The 21,033-nt window shown below is 72.1% G+C and carries 21 protein-coding genes and 1 pseudogene; 6 read left to right on the top strand and 16 right to left on the bottom strand.

Annotated features, from left to right (window positions below):
* Positions 1–100 precede the first annotated feature (100 nt).
* From ACFU8Q_RS12545 to ACFU8Q_RS12580, 8 genes are all read right to left on the bottom strand, one after another.
* Complete coding sequence (locus tag ACFU8Q_RS12545; protein WP_384451742.1) at positions 101–898, bottom strand: ABC transporter permease; 798 nt, start codon at positions 896–898, stop codon at positions 101–103.
* A complete protein-coding gene (locus ACFU8Q_RS12550; RefSeq protein ID WP_384451744.1) occupies positions 885–1,874 on the bottom strand; it encodes a 2-aminoethylphosphonate ABC transporter permease subunit in 990 nt (329 codons plus the stop codon). The genes ACFU8Q_RS12545 and ACFU8Q_RS12550 overlap by 14 nt, the downstream gene beginning before the upstream one ends.
* Positions 1,867–2,967: an ABC transporter ATP-binding protein gene (locus ACFU8Q_RS12555; protein WP_384451747.1), complete on the bottom strand. Its 1,101-nt coding sequence runs from the start codon at positions 2,965–2,967 to the stop codon at positions 1,867–1,869. Before ACFU8Q_RS12555 ends, ACFU8Q_RS12550 begins: the two co-directional genes overlap by 8 nt.
* The gene (locus ACFU8Q_RS12560) at positions 2,964–3,623 is read right to left on the bottom strand and encodes an HAD family hydrolase (protein WP_384451792.1); all 660 of its coding nucleotides are present in this window, start codon (positions 3,621–3,623) and stop codon (positions 2,964–2,966) included. The genes ACFU8Q_RS12555 and ACFU8Q_RS12560 overlap by 4 nt, the downstream gene beginning before the upstream one ends.
* Positions 3,624–3,739: 116 nt before the next feature.
* Positions 3,740–4,864 carry a TIGR03364 family FAD-dependent oxidoreductase gene (locus ACFU8Q_RS12565; RefSeq protein WP_384451750.1) on the bottom strand — a complete coding sequence of 375 codons (1,125 nt, stop codon included), beginning with the start codon at positions 4,862–4,864 and terminating at the stop codon, positions 3,740–3,742.
* Between the two features lie 147 nt (positions 4,865–5,011).
* Positions 5,012–5,782 carry a GntR family transcriptional regulator gene (locus ACFU8Q_RS12570; protein ID WP_384451752.1) on the bottom strand — a complete coding sequence of 257 codons (771 nt, stop codon included), beginning with the start codon at positions 5,780–5,782 and terminating at the stop codon, positions 5,012–5,014.
* Between the two features lie 45 nt (positions 5,783–5,827).
* Positions 5,828–7,447, bottom strand: coding sequence for a hypothetical protein (locus ACFU8Q_RS12575; RefSeq protein WP_384451753.1), 1,620 nt, complete (start codon positions 7,445–7,447; stop codon positions 5,828–5,830).
* Positions 7,448–7,799: 352 nt separating this feature from the next.
* A complete protein-coding gene (locus ACFU8Q_RS12580) occupies positions 7,800–9,047 on the bottom strand; it encodes an ROK family protein (protein ID WP_384451755.1) in 1,248 nt (415 codons plus the stop codon).
* Between the two features lie 146 nt (positions 9,048–9,193).
* Between ACFU8Q_RS12580 and ACFU8Q_RS12585 the strand changes: the two genes are divergently transcribed.
* The gene (locus ACFU8Q_RS12585; RefSeq protein WP_384451794.1) at positions 9,194–10,300 is read left to right on the top strand and encodes a Gfo/Idh/MocA family oxidoreductase; all 1,107 of its coding nucleotides are present in this window, start codon (positions 9,194–9,196) and stop codon (positions 10,298–10,300) included.
* Positions 10,297–10,776, top strand: coding sequence for a heme-degrading domain-containing protein (locus ACFU8Q_RS12590; RefSeq protein WP_384451758.1), 480 nt, complete (start codon positions 10,297–10,299; stop codon positions 10,774–10,776). Before ACFU8Q_RS12585 ends, ACFU8Q_RS12590 begins: the two co-directional genes overlap by 4 nt.
* A 207-nt stretch (positions 10,777–10,983) precedes the next feature.
* Here the strand turns inward: ACFU8Q_RS12590 and ACFU8Q_RS12595 are convergent, their stop codons facing one another.
* The 6 genes from ACFU8Q_RS12595 to ACFU8Q_RS12620 form a co-directional block, all read right to left on the bottom strand.
* Positions 10,984–11,844 carry a fumarylacetoacetate hydrolase family protein gene (locus ACFU8Q_RS12595; RefSeq protein WP_384451761.1) on the bottom strand — a complete coding sequence of 287 codons (861 nt, stop codon included), beginning with the start codon at positions 11,842–11,844 and terminating at the stop codon, positions 10,984–10,986.
* A 135-nt stretch (positions 11,845–11,979) separates the two neighbouring features.
* The gene (locus ACFU8Q_RS12600) at positions 11,980–12,750 is read right to left on the bottom strand and encodes a YidC/Oxa1 family membrane protein insertase (protein ID WP_384451763.1); all 771 of its coding nucleotides are present in this window, start codon (positions 12,748–12,750) and stop codon (positions 11,980–11,982) included.
* 188 nt (positions 12,751–12,938) lie between these two features.
* Entirely contained in the window at positions 12,939–13,274 is a 336-nt protein-coding gene (locus ACFU8Q_RS12605; protein ID WP_384451766.1) for a DUF6412 domain-containing protein, read from the bottom strand.
* 151 nt (positions 13,275–13,425) lie between these two features.
* Entirely contained in the window at positions 13,426–14,982 is a 1,557-nt protein-coding gene (locus ACFU8Q_RS12610; protein ID WP_384451770.1) for a sodium:solute symporter, read from the bottom strand.
* Entirely contained in the window at positions 14,979–15,137 is a 159-nt protein-coding gene (locus ACFU8Q_RS12615) for a DUF3311 domain-containing protein (protein ID WP_323184045.1), read from the bottom strand. Before ACFU8Q_RS12615 ends, ACFU8Q_RS12610 begins: the two co-directional genes overlap by 4 nt.
* A gap of 31 nt (positions 15,138–15,168) precedes the next feature.
* Positions 15,169–15,996, bottom strand: coding sequence for a class E sortase (locus ACFU8Q_RS12620; RefSeq protein ID WP_384451773.1), 828 nt, complete (start codon positions 15,994–15,996; stop codon positions 15,169–15,171).
* Positions 15,997–16,071: 75 nt separating this feature from the next.
* Between ACFU8Q_RS12620 and ACFU8Q_RS12625 the strand changes: the two genes are divergently transcribed.
* Both ACFU8Q_RS12625 and ACFU8Q_RS12630 read left to right on the top strand, forming a co-directional pair.
* Complete coding sequence (locus ACFU8Q_RS12625; RefSeq protein ID WP_384451775.1) at positions 16,072–17,073, top strand: SEC-C metal-binding domain-containing protein; 1,002 nt, start codon at positions 16,072–16,074, stop codon at positions 17,071–17,073.
* Positions 17,074–17,294: 221 nt separating this feature from the next.
* Positions 17,295–17,810 carry a GNAT family N-acetyltransferase gene (locus tag ACFU8Q_RS12630; protein WP_384451778.1) on the top strand — a complete coding sequence of 172 codons (516 nt, stop codon included), beginning with the start codon at positions 17,295–17,297 and terminating at the stop codon, positions 17,808–17,810.
* A 192-nt stretch (positions 17,811–18,002) separates the two neighbouring features.
* Here the strand turns inward: ACFU8Q_RS12630 and ACFU8Q_RS12635 are convergent, their stop codons facing one another.
* A complete protein-coding gene (locus tag ACFU8Q_RS12635) occupies positions 18,003–18,815 on the bottom strand; it encodes a hypothetical protein (RefSeq protein ID WP_384451781.1) in 813 nt (270 codons plus the stop codon).
* Entirely contained in the window at positions 18,812–19,363 is a 552-nt protein-coding gene (locus ACFU8Q_RS12640; RefSeq protein WP_384451783.1) for a SigE family RNA polymerase sigma factor, read from the bottom strand. The genes ACFU8Q_RS12635 and ACFU8Q_RS12640 overlap by 4 nt, the downstream gene beginning before the upstream one ends.
* Positions 19,364–19,695: 332 nt before the next feature.
* Between ACFU8Q_RS12640 and ACFU8Q_RS12645 the strand changes: the two genes are divergently transcribed.
* Both ACFU8Q_RS12645 and ACFU8Q_RS12650 read left to right on the top strand, forming a co-directional pair.
* Positions 19,696–20,214 (top strand): GNAT family N-acetyltransferase, encoded by a 519-nt coding sequence (locus tag ACFU8Q_RS12645; RefSeq protein WP_384451786.1) that lies wholly within the window; start codon positions 19,696–19,698, stop codon positions 20,212–20,214.
* A gap of 77 nt (positions 20,215–20,291) precedes the next feature.
* Positions 20,292–21,033 (top strand): annotated as a pseudogene (locus ACFU8Q_RS12650) (transposase); the annotation flags it as partial.

Below are 21,033 nucleotides of genomic sequence, written 5' to 3' on the forward strand. Positions count from 1 at the left end.
ATGTCGGCCGGAAGCCGGCCTGAGTCAGTACGGGGGGGTATCGGCCGATCCACGGATCGACGGATCGACGGGATCGACGGGATCGACGGGATCGACGGGATCAGCGGTACGAGGCCCTGGTGCGGATGCGGGACACCCCGAGCAGCACGAGCAGCGTCGTTCCCATCAGGAGCACGGCGACGGCCGCTCCGGTGAACAGTGAGCCGCGGTCGGTGGCCGCGAAGATCTGCACCGGGAGCGGCGTCCAGTCCGGCGGGTAGAGCATCATCGTGGCGCTCAACTCGCCCATGGACAGGGCGAAGCAGAGCCCTGCGGCCGCGGTGAGGGCCGGCAGCAGAAGCGGCAGCTTGATGCGCCACAGGACGTAGGAGGGCCGGGCGCCGAGACTGGCCGCCGCCTGCTCGTACATCGGGTCAAGACGTACTGTCGCCGCCGAAACCGACGAATAGGCGAACGCGGTGACAAGAATCGTGTGCGCCAGGATCACGATCCAGCGCGTCCCGTTCAGCAGCATCGGCGGCTTGCTGAACGCGACGAGCACGGCGAGGCCCACGACGACGGACGGCACGGCGACCGGCAGCATGAACAGCGCGTCGAGGAATCGCCTGCCGCGGCTGCGCAGCGAGGCGGCCGCGAGCGCGGCCCAGGAGCCGATGGTGAGGGCGAGCAGGCTGGCGCTGACGGCGGTGATCAGGCTGGTGGTCAAGGCCTGGAGGGAGTCGCCGCCGGTCGCTGCCGCGTAGTGCCCGGTGGTCGGCCCGGAGGGGAAGGCGCCGGACCAGTTGGTGGTGAACGACGCGGCGAGGACGACCAGCAGCGGCACCGCGAACAGCGGGACGAAGAGCACGAAGAACACGGCCCAGGCGGCCCACTTCCCCGTACGGCTATGCACCAACACGGCGGCTCACCATCCGATACAGGCTGTAGAGACCGACGGAGATCGCGATGTTGACGACGGCGACGACACAGGCGGCCGGATAGTCGGACTCCAGGATCGCCTTGCTGTAGACGAGCATCGGCAGGGTCGTGACCCCTTTCGCGCCGGTGAACAGCACGATGCCGAACTCGTTGAGACACATCACGAGGACGAGGCTGCCGCCCGCGGCGAGCGCGGGAAGCGCCTCGGGAACGATCACCTGCCGCACGATCCGGGCCGGCTTCGCGCCCAGCGAGGACGCCACCTCCAGCTGCGCACTGTCGAGTTGTGAGAACGCGGCGAGCAGCGGACGCATGACGAACGGGGTGAAGTACGTGATCTCGGCGAGCAGTACGCCCCACGGGGTGGTGAGGAAGTCGAAGGGGCCGCTCGACCCTCCGGTGACGTCCGTCCACAGGCCGTTGGCCATGCCGACGTTGCCGTAGATGAACAGGAGGGCGAGCGTGATCAGGAACGACGGGAAGGAGAGGAAGACGTCGATGAACTTGGCGACCGCCTTGCCGCCGGGGAACGGTACGAACGCGATGACCATGGCCAGGACGAAGCCCAGCACCAGGCATCCGGCCGTGGAGCCGACCGCCAGCCACACGGTGGTCGTCAGCGCGGAGCGGAAGGACTCGGAGGCGAACACGTCGCCGTACGGGGCGAGCGAGGTGCCACCCTCGTCCGGGCTGACGGACTGCTGGACGACGAGGGCCAGCGGGTAGAGGAAGACCAGCGCGAGGAGCGCCACGGGCGGCAGCGCCCAGACGAAGCGGGGGACGCGGCGGCCCTCGCGGACCGGGGCCTGCGGGCCGCCCGCCGACGGGGCCGTCGCGGAGGGGCCCGTCGCGGAGGGGGCCGTCGCGGAGGGGGCCGGCCCCTCGCCCCCGGTACGCGGACGCGGGGCCGTCACGGCCCTGGTGCCCGGGGTGACGGGGTGCGCGGCGCTAACCATCGGTCCCTCCCCCGGTTCCCGGCGCCGTGCCCGCGGGCAGCAGCACCGCGTCCTCGGCCGCGAAGTGCAGCGTGACCTTGTCACCGAGGGCGGGTGTCTCCCGCAGTTCGCGGAGGTCGGCCTTGACCCGGTGCCCGTCGACGTCGACGTACAGCCGGTGAGTGGAACCCCGCCACTGGACCTCGGCGATGGTGCCGCTCAGTGCGTTGGGGCCGTCGCCGAGCCCGACGAGGTGGGGCCTGACGCAGAGGGTGGCGGTGGCGCCGCCGGCCGCGTCGCCGGTCGGTACGTCGAGTGCGCGGCCGGCGAAGTCGACGGTGCCGGTGGTGTCGGCGACGGTGACCGGGAGGAGGTTCGCGTTGCCGACGAACGACGCGGTGAACTCCGTACGCGGACGGCGGTACAGGTCCTGCGGAGTGCCGCAGTCCTGCAGACGTGCCTTGTCCATGACGGCGATCCGGTCGGCGAGGGTGAGCGCCTCGACCTGGTCGTGGGTGACATACAGGATGGAGACGTCCGGCAACTCCCGGTGCAGCCGCGCGAGTTCGGCGAGCATTCCGGAGCGCAGCTGCGCGTCGAGCGCGGAGAGCGGTTCGTCGAGCAGGAGGACGCCCGGGCGGGTCGCGAGCGCCCGGGCGATGGCGACGCGCTGCTGCTGGCCGCCGGAGAGTTCGCGCGGGTAGCGCGTGGCGTAGGCGGCCATGCCGACGAGTTCGAGGGCCTCGGCGACCCGCTCGGGGATCTCCGCCTTGGCCGCCTTGCGGGCCTTCAGCCCGAAGGCGACGTTGTCCTGGACCCGCATGTGCGGGAAGAGGGCGTACTGCTGGACGACCATGCCGATGCCGCGCTTGTGCGGCGGCAGCCCGGTGACGTCGCGGTCGCCGATGTGGACCCGGCCCGAGGCGGGCTGCACGAATCCGGCGACGGCGCGCAGGGCGGTGGTCTTGCCGGACCCGGAGGGCCCGAGCAGCGCCATGACCTCGCCGGGTTCGACGGTCAGATCGAGCCGGTCGAGGACGGTGTTCCCGCCGTACGCGACGCTGACCCGGTCGAACCTGATGCCGCTGCGGACGGCCGCGGCCCCGCCCGTCATGCCTCTGCCCGCGCGATCAGATCCGGGAGTTCGGCGACCGAGCCGAGGACGTGCGTGGCGCCGTGGCGGGTCAGCTGGTCCTTGTCGTGGGCGCCGGTGAGGACTCCCGCGACGAGTCCGGCGCCGGACCGTACGCCGCTGAGCATGTCGTACGAGGTGTCGCCCGCGACGACGGTCTGCTGGACGCCGTCGACGGCGCCGGTGCGCAGGAACGCGGCGAGGACCATGTCCGGGTAGGGGCGGCCCCGGCCGCCCGCGTCGGCCGGGCAGAGGGTCAGGGCGACCAGGTCCTGCCAGCCGAGCGCGGCCAGGATGGCGTCCTGGGTGGTGCGGGCGAAGCCGGTGGACAGGACCACGGTCCGGCCCTCGGCCCCGAGCCGTTCGATGGCCTCGCGGGCGCCGGGGATCGGCGCGATGCGGCCACCGTCGACCAGTTCTCCGTACGCCTCCTCGAAGGCGGTGTTGGCCTGCTGGGCGCGGCCCTCGTCGCCGAAGAGGTGACGGAAGACGGAGATCTTGGACTCGCCCATGGTGGCGCGTACGTAGTCGAGCTTCTCCGCGTGGTCGGCGGAGCCGGGCTCCACGCCGAGGCGTTCGGCCGCGGCGGAGAATGCCTGCTCGACGAGGCCGCCGTCGGCGACGGTGGTGCCGGCCATGTCGAGGACGACCAGATTGAACGGGGTCTGCGGGGTCTGCGGGGCCTGCGGGGTCTGCGAGGTCTGCAAGGTCTGGCGGGTCTGCGGGGCCTGCGGGGTCTGCGGGGTCAACTTCTTCACCAGTCCAATTCGTTGGCGGTCGTTTCGGCGATGGCGGGCGAGCAGGTCATGCCCCGGCCGCCCGGTCCGGTGACCAGCCAGACGCCGTCTCGCACCTGCTGGCGGTGGACGACCCGGCTGGTGTCGGTGCACTGGGCGTAGACCCCCGCCCAGCGGTGCCGGATCCGCGGCAGCGGGCGGCCCAGGAAGGCTTCGACGACCCCGGTGAGGTGCTCGTACGGCTCCTCGACGGTGTCGAAGGAGAAGGGGTGCTCGTACTCGTGGGTGTCGCCGATGGTCAGTCCGCCGTCGCGGCGCTGCACCATCAGGAGCTGCATCCTGTGCTGTGCGGCGGTGGGCGCCTGCGCCTGCTCGGCGTTGAGCGTGTCCAGCGCCTCACTCCGGTACGCCGGGTAATAGCGGAAGCTGTCGGCGTCGGCGACGGAGGTGGTGAGCGGCTCGCCGAGCGGGTCGGTCTGCATCATCTGGAGGCGGACGCGGCGCACCGGCAGGTCGGGGCCGGCCAGTTCGCGGACGAGTCCGCCGAGCCAGGCACCGGTGGCCAGGATCACCGCGTCGCCGGTGTGCACATCGCCGTGGTCGTCACGGACGGCGGCGGTGCCCACCACCTCGCGGACCTCGCGCCCGCCCAGGTACGTATAGCGCCCGGACTTCAACAGTTCCTGCTTCAGCGCGAGTTGTGCGGTGCGCGGCTCGACCGCCGCGTCCCGCTCGCACCACAGCGCGGCGGCGAATTCGCCGCGCAGCGCGGGGTTGACCGCGCGGGCCTCGTGGGCGGTGAGCAGCTTGTAGCCGCGGGCCGCCGCGTCGGGGCGGGCGACGGCCGCCTCGGCGACGGCGGTCTCCAGCTCGGTACGGAGCGGGGTGAGCGAGCCGCAGGCCCGGAACCCGAGGCCGGGAACGCGGGCCCCGATGCCCTCCCACAGCTCACGGGCGCGCAGCGCGGTCTCCAGCTCCTCACCACCGGCCCGGCCGCTGACCCATATCTGTCCGAAATTGCGGAGCGATGCTCCGCGCGCCTCGCTCTCGCGCTCGATCTGTACGACCTCGTGGCCGCGGTTCACTGCGTGCCAGGCGTGCATGGTTCCCACCACGCCGGCTCCTACGACGATGACTCTCACGACGGCCACGCTCCTCGGGGCCGGTGACCCGTACGGATCGGTACGGCAACGGGAGGGTGAACTGGACCCCAAACCTGGACTAGACCCGTTATCTTCTCGTTACCTACCCGAGTTGGCCGGCGCCCGCGGTGGCCGCCGGAGATGTGGTCAGCGTCCGTCCTGCGGGCCCAGGTGCGCGGTGAAGGAGAACCGGTCCCCGCGGTACAGCGTCCGTACGCGCTCCAGCGGCTTCCCGTCCGTATCGCGCGAGATCCGGTGGATCAGCAGCATGGGCAGGGCGGGCGGCGTACCGATGAGCAGCGCCTCGCGCGGTGTCGCGAGCACGGTCTCGATCCGCTCGTCCGCATCGCCGAAGGCGATCGAGAGCCGGTCGCGAAGGTAGGCGTAGAAGGACGAGTCGGGGTCGAACTCCGTGTCCAGGTCCGGCGCGCGGGCGACGGAGACGTACGTGCTCTCCAGGCCGACCCGGTCGTCATCGGCGAGCAGCACCCGCTCCAGGTGCCAGACCGGTTCACCGCGTCCCACCCCGACGTCGGCGGCGAGCGCCTCGGGGCAGGGGAACCGCTCCAGCCCGATGAGGTGACGGCCGGGGGTACGGCCCTGGCGGCGTACGCCCTCCGTATAGCTCGCCAGGGAGAGCGGCTGCTCCAGCTTCGGGCCCGCGACTACGGTGCCGCGCCCCTGGCGGGCGAGCCGCCCCTCCAGCAGGAGCTCACGCAGGGCCTGACGCACTGTCTCGCGCGAGACTTCATAGCGCTCGGCGAGATCGCGTTCGGTGGGCAGCATGCCCCCCTCGCCCAACTCCTCTATGAGGAGGGCGACATGAGCCTTGACGGCGTAGTACTTGGGGATGCGGCCATGCTCCGGGATGCCGGAGCGGATGGGTGCGCCAGGTGTCTGGTCGTGCGGGTAGTCCACGGCCCGATGGTGGCAGACGGACATGAACACTCGTGGACGGGCGGCTCAGTGGCCGGGCCCGGAGCGGGGGCGTCGCATGCGGCGGGACCAGATCACCAGGGCCCCGCCACCGATCAGGAACCCGGCGACGGTGATGCCCGGGTACGGAACGATGGCCGGGCCGGTACGGGCCAGTTCGGGGAGGTCGCCCTTCACCGGGGTCCGGCCGGGTGCGAACGGGCGGAGGGTGCCGCGGGCGGCGGGGGCCTCGCTGGTGCCGGGGGCCTTGCCGGTCCCATGGGCCTTGCTGGTCCCGTGGATCTCGCCGGTGGCGGGGGCCTCACCAGTGGTGGGGGTCTCACCGGTCCCGGGGGCCTCACGGGTCCCGGGGGCCTCACGGGTCCCGGGGGCCTTGCCGGCCCCGTGGATCTCGCCGGTGGCGGGGGTGTCACCGGTGCCGGAGGCCTTGTCGGCGCCGAGGGCCTTGCCGGTCCCCGGGGTCTCGCCGGTCCCGTGGATCTCGCCGGTGGCGGGGGCCTTGCCGGCCCCGTGGATCTCGCCGGTGGCGGGGGTGTCACCGGTGCCGAGGGCCTTGCCGGTCCCCGGGGTCTCGCCGGTCCCACGGGTCTCGCCGGTGGTGGGGGCCTCACCGGTCCCAGGGGCCTTGCCGGTCCCGTGGATCTCGCCGGTGGCGGGGGCCTCGCCAGTGGTGGGGGTCTCACCGGTCCCGGGGGCCTCACGGGTCCCGGGGGCCTTGCTGGTCCCACCGATGACTCCAGCCCCTTCGGTTTCTCCGGTCCCTTCGGTGTCTCCCGTATCGGCCGACTCGTCGCTGTCGCTGTCGCTGTCACCGGTGCTGTCCTCGACGACGGCGAACGGGTAGTCGTCGGACTCGCCGACCCAGGACCCGTCGTCCTTCACCGCCCCGCCGCTCGCCGCGTGCTGGCGCTGGACGATCGCCGCGTTGGCGGTGATCCGGCCCGGGACGGCGTCGGAGGTGAACGCCATCCGGACCTCGACGGTGACGGTACGGCCCGCCGGGACGGTGAAGCCGGCGAAGTCGTCGGCGCCGACGCCGCCGAAGACGCCGATGTGTTCGTCCTGGTCGGTGGTCTCCCAGCTGACCCGGTGCTCCACATCGGGACGGGAGGGCTCGGCGAACTCCAGCTGGATCTGGTCGGCGGTCAGCTTCCGGTCCTCGTCGGTGAGGACCAGCACCGGGTGGATGGCCCGACACGACTCGGTGGTCGTGTTGGTCAGGTCCAGGAACCAGGTTCCGTAGCCGCCGCCGGGTGTGTAGGTGTCGGGGCCGCCGCGGATGCGGGTGCTGATCGGGAAGTCGCTCGCCTCCGGATCACCGCAGGTGGGCTGCTGGTCGGCGATGGCGGTGTCCGGCTTCGAGACCGGGGTGACCGAAGGTGCGGCGGAGGCAGGGGCGGCGGAGGCGCCGCCAAGGACCGCGGGGACCACGCTCGCCGCCGCCAGCCCGAGCGCGAGCCCGTGCCGCGTCCGGCCGGGCGGCGGGGACGAGGACGGGTGCGGGTGCGGCGAGGGAGGACTGGCCGGGGCGGCGGACACGGGGAGGGAGGCGGCGGCCGGGGGAAGGGACGTGGGACCGGATGCGGGACTCGACTCGGGGGTGGGCGCGGCGGACGGCGTAGCCGACGGGGGTGGTGTCGGGGACATGCGGGGTCACCCTTCGCTGCTCGCGGGAACGGTCGGCTGGGAGGGTGTTGAAGACCTTGGCCGGACCGGGGGTCGGCGGTCGGCGCGTACAGCCACAAGGCGCAAGGGACGCGCGCGCCGGCCGCCACGGGTCCGGCCAAGATCTTCAGCACCCGCCCAGCCCTGTGCTCCGGAGTTCACCGGTTCTGGGCCGCGACGCTGCCACGCACGCGCGTGGCGCCCGGCACCGACATGCCGGGGGGCCGCCCGGCCGACAGCCGGGAACCGCTCGACCGGCCCAGCCGCGCACCCCGCGGCCCGCGCCTTCGGCCCCGCACGACGGACAGCCGGTATCCGGACTCGCCCGCACCGCTCACCCCCCGTCCGCGCCCGCGAACCGCCCGAACAGCGGGGCCAGGACCAGTTGCGCGGCCCCCTCCGCGACCGGCCGGTCCCCTCCCCCGGCGGCGGTCACCGGAACCGGCGCGTCGACGCCGCCCAGCCGGGCGCGCTCGTCGATCACCGCGCGGACGCCTCGTACGTACGCGTCGGGATCGGCGGCGACGGTACGGCCGCCGAGCACCACCCGGTCGATGTCGAGCAGCCCGACGAGGTTCGCGGCGCCGGTTCCCAGCACCCGGGCGGCCTCCGCGACATCGCCGCGGGCGACGGCGGCGAGACAGAGCGCCTCGATGCAGCCGCGCCCCCCGCAGCCGCACACCGGCCCGTCCAGTTGGACGGTCTGGTGCCCGAACTCACCGGCCCCGGTACGGGCCCCGCGGTGCAGCCCCCCGCCGAGGACCAGCCCGGCACCGAGCCCCGTCCCGAGGTGCAGATACGCGAAGTCGCCCGCGCCCGCCGCGCCCAGGGCGAGCCCGAGGGCGGCGGCGTTGGTGTCCTTGTCGACGACGACGGGCAACCCGGTCCTCGCGGCGAGCGCGTCCCGCAACGGATAACCGTCCCACTGCGGGAACCCGGTGACGCGGTGCAGCACCCCGCCCCGGTGGTCGAGCGGCCCCGGCACCGCGACGCCGACCCCGAGCACCGGCCGGTCGACGAGCCGCACGCCGAGGTCCCGCGCGGAGGGGACAGCCCCCGCGCCCCCGCCCCACACGGAGGGAACCGACCCTGCGTCCACGTCCCGCACGGACGAAACCACCCCCGCACCCACGCCCCGCACAGACGAAACCACCCCCGCACCCCCGCCCCACACGGACGCGACCGCGTACGCCGCCATCGCGAGCACCTCGTCCGCCGGGGCGCCGAAGTCCAGCGGGTCGGTGCGGCTCGCGGCGACCGTGCCGGCCAGGTCGACCAGGACCACCGTCAGTTCGTCGCGGTCCAGGTGCAGGCCGATCGCGTGACCGGCGTCCGGCACCAGCCGCAGCACGGTGCGCGGCTTGCCTCCGGTGGAGGCGCGGTGGCCCGCCTCGGTCGCCAGACCCTCGGCCCGCAGCCGAGTGGTGATCTTGCTGACGGCCTGCGGCGTGAGCCCCGTGCGCTCGGCGAGTTCGAGCCTGCTGATGCCGCGCTCGCCTGCCACCCGCAGCAGATCCAGCACCAGCGCCGCGTTGTGACTGCGCAGGGTCGGGAGGTTGGCGCCGCTATTACTCCTGTTCACCGCCTCATTGTCCCTGTTGCTTGCACTTTGGCAACAGCGTTGCTTAAGTGTCAGCCATGACCACGACTGGCAACGCGACCCACGAGACGCACGGACTGTCCGAGGCCTCTCTGTCGTCCGAGACATCTCGGCTGTCCGAGACCCCCCTGCGCGTCGGACTCGTCGGCTACGGCCTGGCGGGTTCCGTATTCCACGCCCCGCTGATCGCCGCGACCGAGGGCCTCGTCCTCGACACGGTCGTCACGTCGAGCGAGGAGCGGCGGGCGCAGGCGCGCGCCGAGTTCCCGGACGTACGGTTCGCCGCGTCACCGGAGGAGCTGTGGGGGCGCGCGGACGAACTCGATCTGATCGTGATCGCCTCGCCGAACAGGACCCATGTCCCGATCGCGACCGCCGCGCTCGAGGCCGGTCTGCCGGTCGTCGTGGACAAGCCGATCGCCGGTACGGCCGCCGAGGCGCGGGAGCTCGCGGCCCTCGCCGAGGAGCGCGGGCTGCTGCTCTCGGTGTTCCAGAACCGCCGCTGGGACAACGACTTCCGTACTCTCGCCCGCCTGGTCGCGGACGGCGAGCTGGGGACCGTACAGCGCTTCGAGTCCCGTTTCGAGCGGTGGCGCCCGCAGCCGAAGGGCGGCTGGCGCGAGTCGGGCGACCCGGGGGAGATCGGCGGGCTGCTGTACGACCTGGGCAGCCATGTCGTCGACCAGGCGCTCATGCTGTTCGGCCCGGCGGTGCGGGTGTACGCGGAGTCCGACGTACGCCGCCCCGGCGCCGCCGCCGACGACGACACGTTCCTCGCGATCACCCATGCCGGCGGGGTCCGCTCGCATCTGTACGTCAGCGCCACCGCGGCCCAGCTCGGTCCGCGCTTCCGGGTGCTCGGCTCGACCGCCGGCTATGTGAAGTACGGCCTCGATCCGCAGGAGGCCGATCTGCGCGCGGGCGCACGCCCGGCGGCGGGCCGGCCGTGGGGCGAGGAGCCCGAGGAGCTGTGGGGCCGGATCGGTTCGGGCGAGTCCCCGCTGACGGGCGGCGGCGCCCCGATTCGTACGCTGCCGGGCGACTACCCCGCGTACTACGCGGCGGTCACCGATGCGCTGCGCGGAAAGGGCGACAATCCAGTGACCGCCCTCCAGGCCGCAGCGACCCTGGACGTACTGGAGGCCGCCCGCCGCTCGTCCCGCGAGGGGGTCACCGTGACCCTGCCCGCCGTATCCCCGTCCGCCTCCGCCGACACCGAGGAGCAGCCCGTATGAACCCCACCGCTCCGACCATCTCCGAGCTCATCGCCCAGGAGCGCCGACTGACGCTGCCGCATTTCAGCTACGACGACGCGTACGCGCTCGGCGGGCTGCTCGTCTCGATGGCCCGGGAGAGGCACGCCCCGATCGCGATCGACATCCGACGCGGCGCGCAGCAGCTGTTCCATGCCGCGCTGCCGGGATCGAGCGCCGACAACGACGCCTGGATCGACCGCAAGCGACGGGTGGTGGAACGCTTCGGCGAGAGCTCGTACCTGGTCGGATCCCGGTTCCGGGCGAAGGGCACGACGTTCGACGACGCCTCGCGCCTGGATCCGGACGCGTACGCCGCGCACGGCGGTTCGTTCCCGATCGCGGTCGAGGGCGCGGGGGTCATCGGCTCGGTGACGATCTCGGGCCTGCCCCAGGCGGAGGACCACGCCATGGTGGTCGAGGCGCTGGAACACTTCGCGACGACGATCGGCGCATGACGCGGAGGAGGGGTGAGGCGCTGCTCGCACAGCACCCCACCCCTCCGACCTCTGCTCCGCATTCTGATCGGCCGCCGCAGGGCCGCGCCCTGGGCCCACAGCGGCCGAATCAAGCCCGTCCGGCGATCGAGGACATCTTTCGGCCCGTCCGGCGATCGAGAACGAAGCGGCCACCCGGATGCCCCGAGCAGACCGGCTCCGCCGCCGCTACGCGTCCTTCAGCTCCTGCCGCTGCCGCCCCAGCCCGACGACCTCCAGCTCCACGACATCCCCGGCCCTCAGGTACGGCTTGGGCTCGGGCCGCCCCATGGCGACCCCGGCGGGCGTCCCGGTGTTGATCACATCGCCCGGGTACAGCGTCATGAAGTGGCTGAGATACCGGACCACCTCGCCCACCGGGAAGATCTGGTCGGCCGTCGTGCCGTCCTGCTTCAGCTCACCGTTGACCCAGAGCTTCATCGGCAGCGCCTGCGGATCGGCGATCTCGTCCGCCGTCACCAGCCACGGCCCCAGCGGGTTGAACGTCTCGCAGTTCTTCCCCTTGTCCCAGGTGCCGCCGCGCTCGATCTGGAACTCGCGCTCGGAGACGTCGTGCGCGGTCGCATACCCGGCGACATGCGCGAGCCCCTCCTCGGCGGACTCCAGGTAGCGGGCGGTGCGCCCGATGACGACCGCGAGCTCGACCTCCCAGTCGGTCTTGACGCTGCCGCGCGGCACCAGCACCGTGTCGTCGGGCCCGATGACGGTGTCCGGCGCCTTGAAGAACAGGATCGGCTCGGTGGGGATCTGCGCGCCGGTCTCGGCGGCGTGGTCGTGGTAGTTCAGCCCGATGCACACGATCTTGCCGATCCGGGCGAGCGGCGGACCGACCCGCAGCCCGTCGGCGTCGAGCTCGGGCAGCCCACCGGGCGCGGCCGCGGCGGCCCGTACCCGGGCGAGCGCGGACTCGTCGGCGAGCAGCGCGCCATCGATGTCGGTGACGATCCCCGACAGGTCACGCAGGGTTCCGTCCTCGTCCAGCAGCGCCGGTCGTTCCGCGCCGGCCGTACCCACACGAAGCAGCTTCAACGGTCTTTCTCCCCTTGGTCGAGATCGGGCCCGTCGGATGGGTGGCGGCCATCGCAGGCTGTCCGATCGTCCAAGACATCCGATCACTCCGCAAGACCCTGTTCACACACTGGACCGGCGCACTCGCCGCCCCGGTTACGCCGCGGCGGCCATGGCGGTGCCCGCGGCCGGCATGTCGCGGTAGAGGACGGCCCGCTCGATCGCGGTCCACGTCGTGCTCGTGACGACGTACAGCGCGGCGGCGAGCGGTACGACGGACACGGTGAAGAGGGTGGCGAAGGACATCAGGGGCATGAGCTTCGTCATCGCGCCCATGCCCGGGACCGGCTGCCCGTCGGGGCCGGTGGTCGGGGTGACGGGGTTGGCGGCCATCTGCCGCTTCGTACGCCGGAAGTTGAAGGTCGCCACGACGGCGACGATCGCGAACAGGCCGAGGTAGACCATGCCCTGCGCCCCGAACAGCCCGCCGTGCGCGAGCGCGTCGTGCCAGCGCTCGCCGAGCGGGGCGTCGAAGAGCTGGTGGCCGAGGAGCGCGTTGGGGTCGCCGCCGATCTTCTGGCTGGAGAAGAGGTGGTAGAGGAGAAAGAAGGCGGGCATCTGCAGCAGGCTGGGCAGGCAGCCGGACAGCGGTGAGACCTTCTCCTCCTTGTGCAGCTCCATGAGCGCCTTCTGCATGCGCTCGGGGTTCTTGCCGTGCTTCTTGCGCAGCTCGGCGATCTGCGGCTGGAGCCGGGTGCGGGCCTTCTGACCGCGCGCCGCAGCCCGCGACAGGGGGTGCACGGCGAGCCGCACGAGCGCCGTGAACAGGACGATGGCGGCGGCGGTGGACGCGGTCTGGAAGAGCGGGTGCAGCACATCGGCCAGTGCGCCGACCAGGTCGGCGAATGCGGACATGAAGACGGACATGGGTGAGCCCTCCGGGGGTCTCGTCGTGCCGGGAAGTGAGGACGAACTCGGCATGACGAACCGCGAGGGGGTGCCTACGGGCAGGGGTGCCTACGGGTACTGAGGTGGGCCCCGGTACTGCGATGAGCCCCGGTAAGTACTTCTGTCAGCCCCGGCACTGCCGTGCACTCCGGTACTGCTGTGAACCCCTACGCGGCCGTCGGGAGGGCACGGCCGGGGGCTCGGGGGCGTCTGCGGCCCTTGGCGTCCGGGTCTCGCTGGGGCAGGAACGCGGTGCGTTTCTCCCGCTCGCGCATGGCCGTACGGACCCGGGTGCGCGGTACGGGGGCGGCGCAGCGGGCACTGACGACCGAGGCGGCGACGAGCGCCGAGCCGGCGGCCGCGGTGGCGGCGAGCGCGACGGCGGCGGCGGAGAGACTGCCGCCTTCGGCGAGGAGCACTTCGGTCACGAGGAAGACCAGCAGTCCGGCGGGGCGGAGCAACCGGGCGAGGCCATCGCGCAGACGCGTCGTGTCACCGCTCATCGGCCCCTCCCCTCTCCCCTGCGTTCGCGCGTTCGGCTCTTCGGCCGTTGTTCAGCTCTTCAGCCGTTATACACGATGGGTCCGACACGGTCGTCAGCCCTGAGGGGCGTTCGGTCTCCGGCGGCCGCGCGCCGTCGACCGACGGCAACGGTCAGCGTCCGGTCCTCGAAGAAGCGCCGCTGAGCCCCGTGTCCTCCCCGTCCGCCCCCGCGTCCTCCTCCGGAGCACCGATCTCGTCCCGCGCGAGCACCTCGCTGTCCGGCCGTTCGTCGCGCTCGCGCGGCCCCGCGTACGTCACGGCGAGCGCGACGACGAGGTTGGCGCCCAGCGCCACGATGCCCGCGTTCACGCCCCACACCGGATCGTTCTCCGTAAACACGAAACCGCACACCACGCCCACGCCGACGACCAGCCCGCTCATCGCCCCGAGCAGCGTCAGCCGCCGCCACATCAACCCCAGCAGCACCATGGGGAGCAGCTGCGCCATCCCCTCGTACGAGATGAGCGAGAGCCGTACGAGGGTGTTCGGTGCGGTGTACGTGAGCACCAGCGCGATCACGCCCGCGACCACCACGACGGTCTGCGCGGCGCCCTTCTGCCGCCGCTCCCACCGCGGCACGAGCGACAGCACGCTGCGCCCCCACATCGTGCCGATGACCAGCATGAAGACGGCCATCGGCACGATCGACGAGAGCACCGCCGCCACGCCGATGACGCCGACCGCCCAGGCGGGCAGGGAGTCCACGACGAGCTTGAAGAGCGCCAGGTTGGACTCGGCACCGACGAGCCCGGGCACGACGAAGAGCGCCGCCATGCCGAGCAGCATCGGCACGAAGAGCAGCACGTTGTAGGCGGGCAGCCACATCGCGTTGCGGCGCAGTACGTCGGCGTTCTTCGCGCCGAGATACCCGGCGACGGTCGTCGGGAAGATCACCACGGTGAGGGAGTTGAGGAACGAGGTGCTGATGAACCACGCCTGCCCGAGCCCGCTGTCCCCGTGCCCGGGGAAGGTCAGCCAGTCGCTCTTCTCGGTGACGAGCCGGTCGAGGAAGGGCCCGTACCCGTCGAAGTAGTGCAGCGGTACGTAGAAGGCGAGGAACCCGAGTGTGGCGATGACGAGGACGTCCTTGAGGACGGACACCCACGCGCTGCCGCGCAGCCCGCTCACCACGACGAAGCCGGTGGTGACGGCGAACGCTATGAAGTAGGCCCAGTTCAGGCTGATGGCACCGTAGGAGATGGTCGAGACGACCACGCCCATGCCGGTGATCTGGAGCTGGATGTACGGCAGCAGGAAGACGGTCGCGAGAACGGCGACCAGTGCACCGAGCCAGGGCCGGCCGAAGCGGTGCGCCACCATGTCGGTGATCCCGACGAGCCCGTGCTTGCGTGCGTACGCCCAGAGCGTCGGCCCGACGACGTAACCGAGGGCGTATCCGCAGGACATGTACGCCACCACGTACAGCACCGGCGCCCCGTAGTTGTAGCCCCATCCCGCGGCGCCCAGGTAGCTGAAACTGGTGTAGCCCTCGCCGGCCATCAGCACCCAGATGAACACGGTCCCGAGACTGCGCCCGCCCACGGACCACTCGGCGAGCCCGCCGCCCGCTCCGCTCCCCTTCCGCCGCCCACGCATCGCGAGCAGCCCGAGGGCGACGGTGGCGACCATGAAGACCCCGAAGACGGAGGTCGCGACTGCCGCGTTCACCGGCGGTCCCCCCGCCGGGTCAGCCATACGGCGACGGGTGTCAGCAGGGTCGCCCCGAGCAGCCACACGAAGAGGAACGGCAGTCCGAGAACGACGGGATGGACCCGGTTCACGAACGGCAGCACCCCCAGGTACAGCACATAGGGGACCAGCAACCACAACAAATGGGGACGTCGTCTGAGCACGTCAGGGAACCTTAGTGCGATGCGGCTGACGCGCCCGGACGTCCGTCAGCCTCCCCCATACGACAAGCCGGTATCGGGAGGTGAATTCGGGCGTGCACGTAGTGAGCGTCACATAGGAACCGGGCGTTCCGTACCCCGCGTACGGCTTCACGTTGCTGCGCGGGACGGCCGCGATGACACCGCTGTCGCGGGCGCTGGTCTGCCCGAGCGTCCGGTCGACGGTGTACGTGTAGACGGCGTCCCGGGTCTCGACGTCGATCCGGTCCCCGCGCCGCAGCCGGTTGATGTACCGGAAGGGCTCACCGTGGGTGTTGCGGTGCCCGGCGAGCGCGAAATTGCCCGGCCGGCCGGGCTGCGCGGTGCGCGGATAGTGCCCGACGTACCCCTTGTCGAGGACGCCGTGCTTGCTGATGCCCTGGGCTACGGGGGCGGTGAGCCCGATCCGCGGGATACGGATGACGGCGTACGTCTGATCCCAGCGCGGCGCGGCGGGCGGCGCGGTGCGGCCCACGGACGAACGGCTGCCCGAGGCCCCGCTGTCCGCCGCACGCCCGCTCCCCGCCCGGTCTCCGCCCCCACCTCCGCTTCCCCCGTCCTTGAGTCCTGGTGGCTCGCTCCACTCCCTCTCCAGGGCCTGAACCCGGTGTTCGGCGTCGGCACGGGCCTGCCGGTTGGTCCACCACAGCTGATGAACAACGAGCAACAACAGGACGACCCCGAGGGTCACCACCACCTCTGCGCCCGTCCAGAGCCCGCGCGCGGCGATCCGCCGCCCCCGCGAGTTCCGCTGCACCACGACCGGTATCCGCTCCCGCACGGCCCGCACCATAAGGCCATGTCCTGTAACTCTCCAGGGCCGGGACAAGCCTCCGTCCCGATGCCGTACAGCAGTACGGTGTGGTCCATGCGCCCCGACACGCCTGCTGACCACACCACCGAAGCCGAGCGCCTGCTGCGCACCGCGGCGCAGTACCCCGAGGACCGTGAGCCGCTGCTCCTCCAGGCCGCGGCCCATCTGGAGCTCGCCGGTGACCGCGCCCGCGCCACCACCCTCTACGACGAGCTGCTCGGCTCCCCCGACCTCGACCACCCGCATCTGGTCAAGGCCCTGAACGCGGCCAACCTGTGGGAGTACGGCCACGAGGCCGAGGCCCGCGCGATCCTCGACGGCATCCGCGCCGCGGGCCCGCTCGACCCGGCGCCCTGGGAGATCGCGGCCGAGACCCTCGAATCGCACGACGAGCTGGATGCGGCGCACGACTGCTTCACGACCGCGCTGACGCTCCTCCTGACACCGGGCGAGGAGGTCCCGTACGCCGTGCAGTCGCTGCTGATCGGCCGCCACCGGGTGCGCAGGCTGATGGGCGCCGACCACGACATCTGGGACGAGCTGGCCGACACCGTCCACACGGCCGCCGTCTCGCTGGACGAGCTGCACGACCCGAAACGCCTGTGGGCGCTGGGCTCCTCGGACCCGGGCGAGCTCCGGGCCGAGATCACCCGCCTCCGCGCCGAGCTGGGCACGTACCGCACCGCGCTGTCCCGCCCCTTCCCGGTGGCGGTGCTGCACTGGCCGGCCGCCGAGTTCGACGAACTCCTCACCGCGTACCCGAGCCTGCGCAGCGAGTACCCCTCCCGCCCCGACCACCTGGCCCGCCTGGAGGCCGCCCTCCGCGACCTCCACCAGGCCGGCACCCCGAACCTCGGCATCGTGACCGGCACGGTCCCGTCGTACGAGGCCTTCGCCGCCTCGGAGGCCACGTCCCCCGCCGACCCGGACCTCCTCCCCCAGTACGCCACCACCCTCGCCGCCCGCGGCCGGGCCGTCCCCTGGCCCCCGGCCCGGACCGCCGCCTGCTGGTGCGGCTCGGGCCGGACGTACCAGGAGTGCCACGGCGCCGCGTGACCGCCGGTACGGAGACGCCCCCTCGAATCGGCCCCGGCCGGGGCCGTCTCCGTACCGCAGGACGTGACCGCACAGCCCACGGCAGCCGGTGGGGTGGGGGGTGATTGCGAACGTGACACGTCGGCCCGCGAGTGTCACGTTGTCGCGACGGAGTCCCCCCGCACCCGGCCCCGGAGGCGGCACCTGCCCCTCCCCACCCCCGGAATCCATAAGCTTCCGCCATGCCCGAACTCCAACGCCTCCGCGCCGACCACGCCCCGGCCCTGCTCGCGTTCGAGCAGGAGAACCGCGCCTTCTTCGCCGCCTCGATTCCGGACCGCGGCGACGACTACTTCGCCCACTTCGCCGCCCGCCACGCCGCCCTGCTCGCCGAACAGGACGCGGGACTCTGCTACTTCCACGTCCTGGTGGACACGGATTCCGGCGGCGAGGGCGAGATTCTGGGCCGCTTCAACCTGATCGACGTCGCGGACGGCTCCGCCGAACTCGGCTTCCGCATGGCCGAAAAGGCCACCAACCGGGGCCTGGCCACGGCCGCCGTCCGCGAACTCTGCACCCTGGCCGCCACGGAGTACGGCCTGACCACCCTGCGCGCGGCAGCCGCCCTCGACAACACCGCCTCCCGCACGGTCCTGACCCGCACGGGCTTCGTCCCCACCGGAGAAGAACTCCTGCTGAACGACCGCCCAGGGCTCGGTTACGTACGGAGCACGGCCGGCGAGGCCTGCGGGGCGTAGAGGTCCGAGGGACGCGGCCCGCCGGACACGCGCCGGGCGACGGCTCGGGGTCCCGGAGCGCCGATCCCCGCCGCGCCGCCGCACACCGACCGCGGCCCCGTACCGTCCCCCGTTGCCTCCTGTCGGCGTAGCCCGGGTCCCACCCCGCCCCGGTCCGCCCCGGCAGCGGCCGGGGCGCGGTCATGCCGCAGGTCAGAACTTCCAGGCGGGGTCGTTCGCAATCTTCAGCATTGCGGTGGTGTCCAGCTGCGGCTGTGACCGCGTGTTGCGCGCCGCCTTCGCGTCCGGTCGGCCGGCCCACTGCTGAAGGGTCACCGTTCGGCCGTCCTTGCGCAGCACGCGGACGTACCAGGACGGTTGTCCGTCCCGGGGCAACCGCAGCGTCACGGCCTCCGCCCGTGCGCCGTCGGCGAGTTCGACCACCTGGCAGTCGCTCGCCGGGGCTGTGTCGCGCGGGGCCGGGGCGCCCGGCCGGGGGGCGACCTTCGGCATCGTGATGCTCGCGCAGAGCGGCACCTGCGGGCCCTTGGCCGTGTACTCCGCTCCGCCGACGAACTCCACCGGGCCGGTGCCGCTGTCCCACCGCACGCGGTAGGTCCGGCCGGGGAAGTCTCCCTCCCGGACGGCCGCCTTCCCCGGCGGGAGCAGCCCGACCAGGGTGCCGGCGAGTTGCTTGCTGCTCCACCGGGTCGTGTGCTCGGTTCCCGGCCCGAAGGCGTCGGGCCGCAGGGTCTGCGGCGCCGCGCTGTCGGCCGCGGCGGGCGCCAGCGGGCCGACGAGCGGGTCGGCCGCGGCCAACGGGGTCGCGCCCGGGTCGGCGCCGGGCGTGACCAGTGCCAGGGCGGCCACCGCCGCCCCCGCGGTCAGGCCCACTCCGGCAAGTGCTCCGCGGCGGCGGACACGGCTGCGTCGTCCGGCCGCGACGGCCGTGTCCACGCTGGTCCGCAGGGGCGGCTCGTCATGGAGCCCGGCCTCCAGAAGGGTCTTGACATCGTGGTTGTTCATCGCAGTGCGACCTTCTCTCGGGTGGAATCGGCTGGAGGAGCGAACGCTCCGAACGAGTCGGAGTCCGCGTCGTCCCCCAGGAGGGAGCGCAGGCGGGCCAGTGCCCGCGCGGTGTGGCTCTTCACCGTGCCGGTGGAGCAGCCCATGGCCGCGGCGGTCGCGGCGATGTCCAGATCGGCCCAGTAGCGCAGCACCACTACCGCCCGCTGGCGCGGCGGCAGGACGGCCAGTGCGGCGCGTACCTGGAGTCCCAGTGCCGGGTCCGCACAGGGCTCGGCACGGTCGGGCAGTACGCAGGAGGGCTGTTCGCGACGCCAGCGCCGCCGCATGTGGTCGACGCAGGCCCGGGTCAGTACGCGGTGGGCGTACGCCTCCATGTTCCGTATCTGGCGCCGCCGCCCCCACACGGAGTACAGCTTCGCCAGTGCCGTCTGCGTGATGTCCTCGGCGTGGTGCCAGTCACCGCACATCAGGTAAGCGGCGCGGCGCAGGTGCACCAGCCGCTCCTGGGCGAAGCCGCGGAATTCCTCCAGGTCACCGGTACGCAATGCGTGCCTCCGTTCGTCTCTGCCCCTTCGACGGAGCGGGCCCGGTGCGGGGATGTCACGAGTAGTCGGTTCTCTCCGAAATATTTTTCTGACGACCCGTTATCTCCCTGCACCCGGCCCGCTCCCTCGTTCCTGTCGAGACATGGAGGTGACCGGCACCGGCCCCTGACGCTGCCGGCGAATTCAGCCGACTCCCGGCCGGGGCCGTCCGTTCCCGTACCGCTGGGCCACAGGTGACCTCTGGCCTTGCGGATGAACGTGACAGATCGGCCGTGACCGTCACGTTGCCGCGACGAGGGGTGGGTGTCCTCTGGAATCCATATGGTTCAGCCATGCCCGAACTCCACCTCCAACGCCTCCGCCCCGACCACGCCCCGGCCCTCTTCGCCTTCGAGCAGGAGAACCGTGCCTTCTTCGCAGCATCGGTACCGGACCGCGGGGACGACTACTTCACTCACTTCGCAGCCCGGCACGCTGCCCTGCTCGCCGAACAGAACGCCGGAATCTGCCACTTCCATGTCCTGGTGAACGATGAGGGCGAGATCCTGGGCCGGTTCAATCTGGTCGACGTGGCGGACGGCTCCGCCGAACTCGGCTACCGCGTCGCCGAGAAGGCCACCGGCCACGGTGTGGCCACGGCCACCGTCCGCCGGCTGTGCACCCTGGCCGCCGAGGAGTACGGCCTGACCACACTGCGAGCCGCGACCACCCTCGACAACCCGGCCTCACAGACGGTCCTGACCCGCGCCGGATTCGTGCCCACCGGAGAAGAAGTCCTGCTGGGCGGGCGCCCTGGCACGGGCTACGTGCGGGACTTGAGCCAGGTCCGGAAGTCCGGACCCGATAACTAACCTCGCGCTTTCATGTGACTGGCTGTCCGAGAGTTGATCGGAAACGCGAAGAGTGCTCCTGACCTGCAACGATGGGACAAGCAGCCCGGGCCGAAACACGCAAGCACGTCTGGACGGTGGCCGGGAAGAAGGCCCCGGATGCCGGCGGGCAGGTGATCGTGGACCTGGACGGGGTGCTGGTGCTGGCGCACTCGGAGAAGCAGGATGCCGCAGCGACGTGGAAGAAGACGTTCGGGCATCATCCGTTGATGGCGTTCGTCGACCACGGCAGCGGCGGGAGCGAGGAGCCGGTTGCCGGCCTGTAGCGGCAGGGTAACGCGGGGAGCAATACCGGTGCCGACCACATCAGCACAGCACAACTCGCCCTGGCTCAGCGGCCGAAACGCTACCGCCGTGGCAGGCAGACGTTGATCCGGGACCGATTCCGGCGGCGGCACCCACGAGTTCGTCAACTGGCTCGCGAAGCGGGGCAGGTGGCTGTCGTACTCGGTCGGCATGACCGTCACCGACGCCATGCGCCAAGCCGTACTCAAGGTCCCGCCCTCGGCCTGGACACCGGCCATCGAGCCCGGTGGGCAGATCCGTGATGGCGGCTGGGTCGCCGAGCTCGACGGAGACGTCCTGAAGGGGTGGCCGAAAGGGATGCGCCTGATCACTCGCAAGGAACGTCCGCACCCCGGCGCCCAGTTGCGCATCACGGACGCCGACGGGCTGCGGCTGACCACGTTCGCCACCAACACCACGAGTTCCCCGATCTCCGCCCTCGAGCTACGACACCGTCAGCGGGCCCGGGCCGAGGACCGCATCCGACACGCCCGT

The sequence above is a fragment of the Streptomyces sp. NPDC057543 genome (genome assembly GCF_042801895.1).
In the GTDB taxonomy this organism is placed as follows: domain Bacteria; phylum Actinomycetota; class Actinomycetes; order Streptomycetales; family Streptomycetaceae; genus Streptomyces.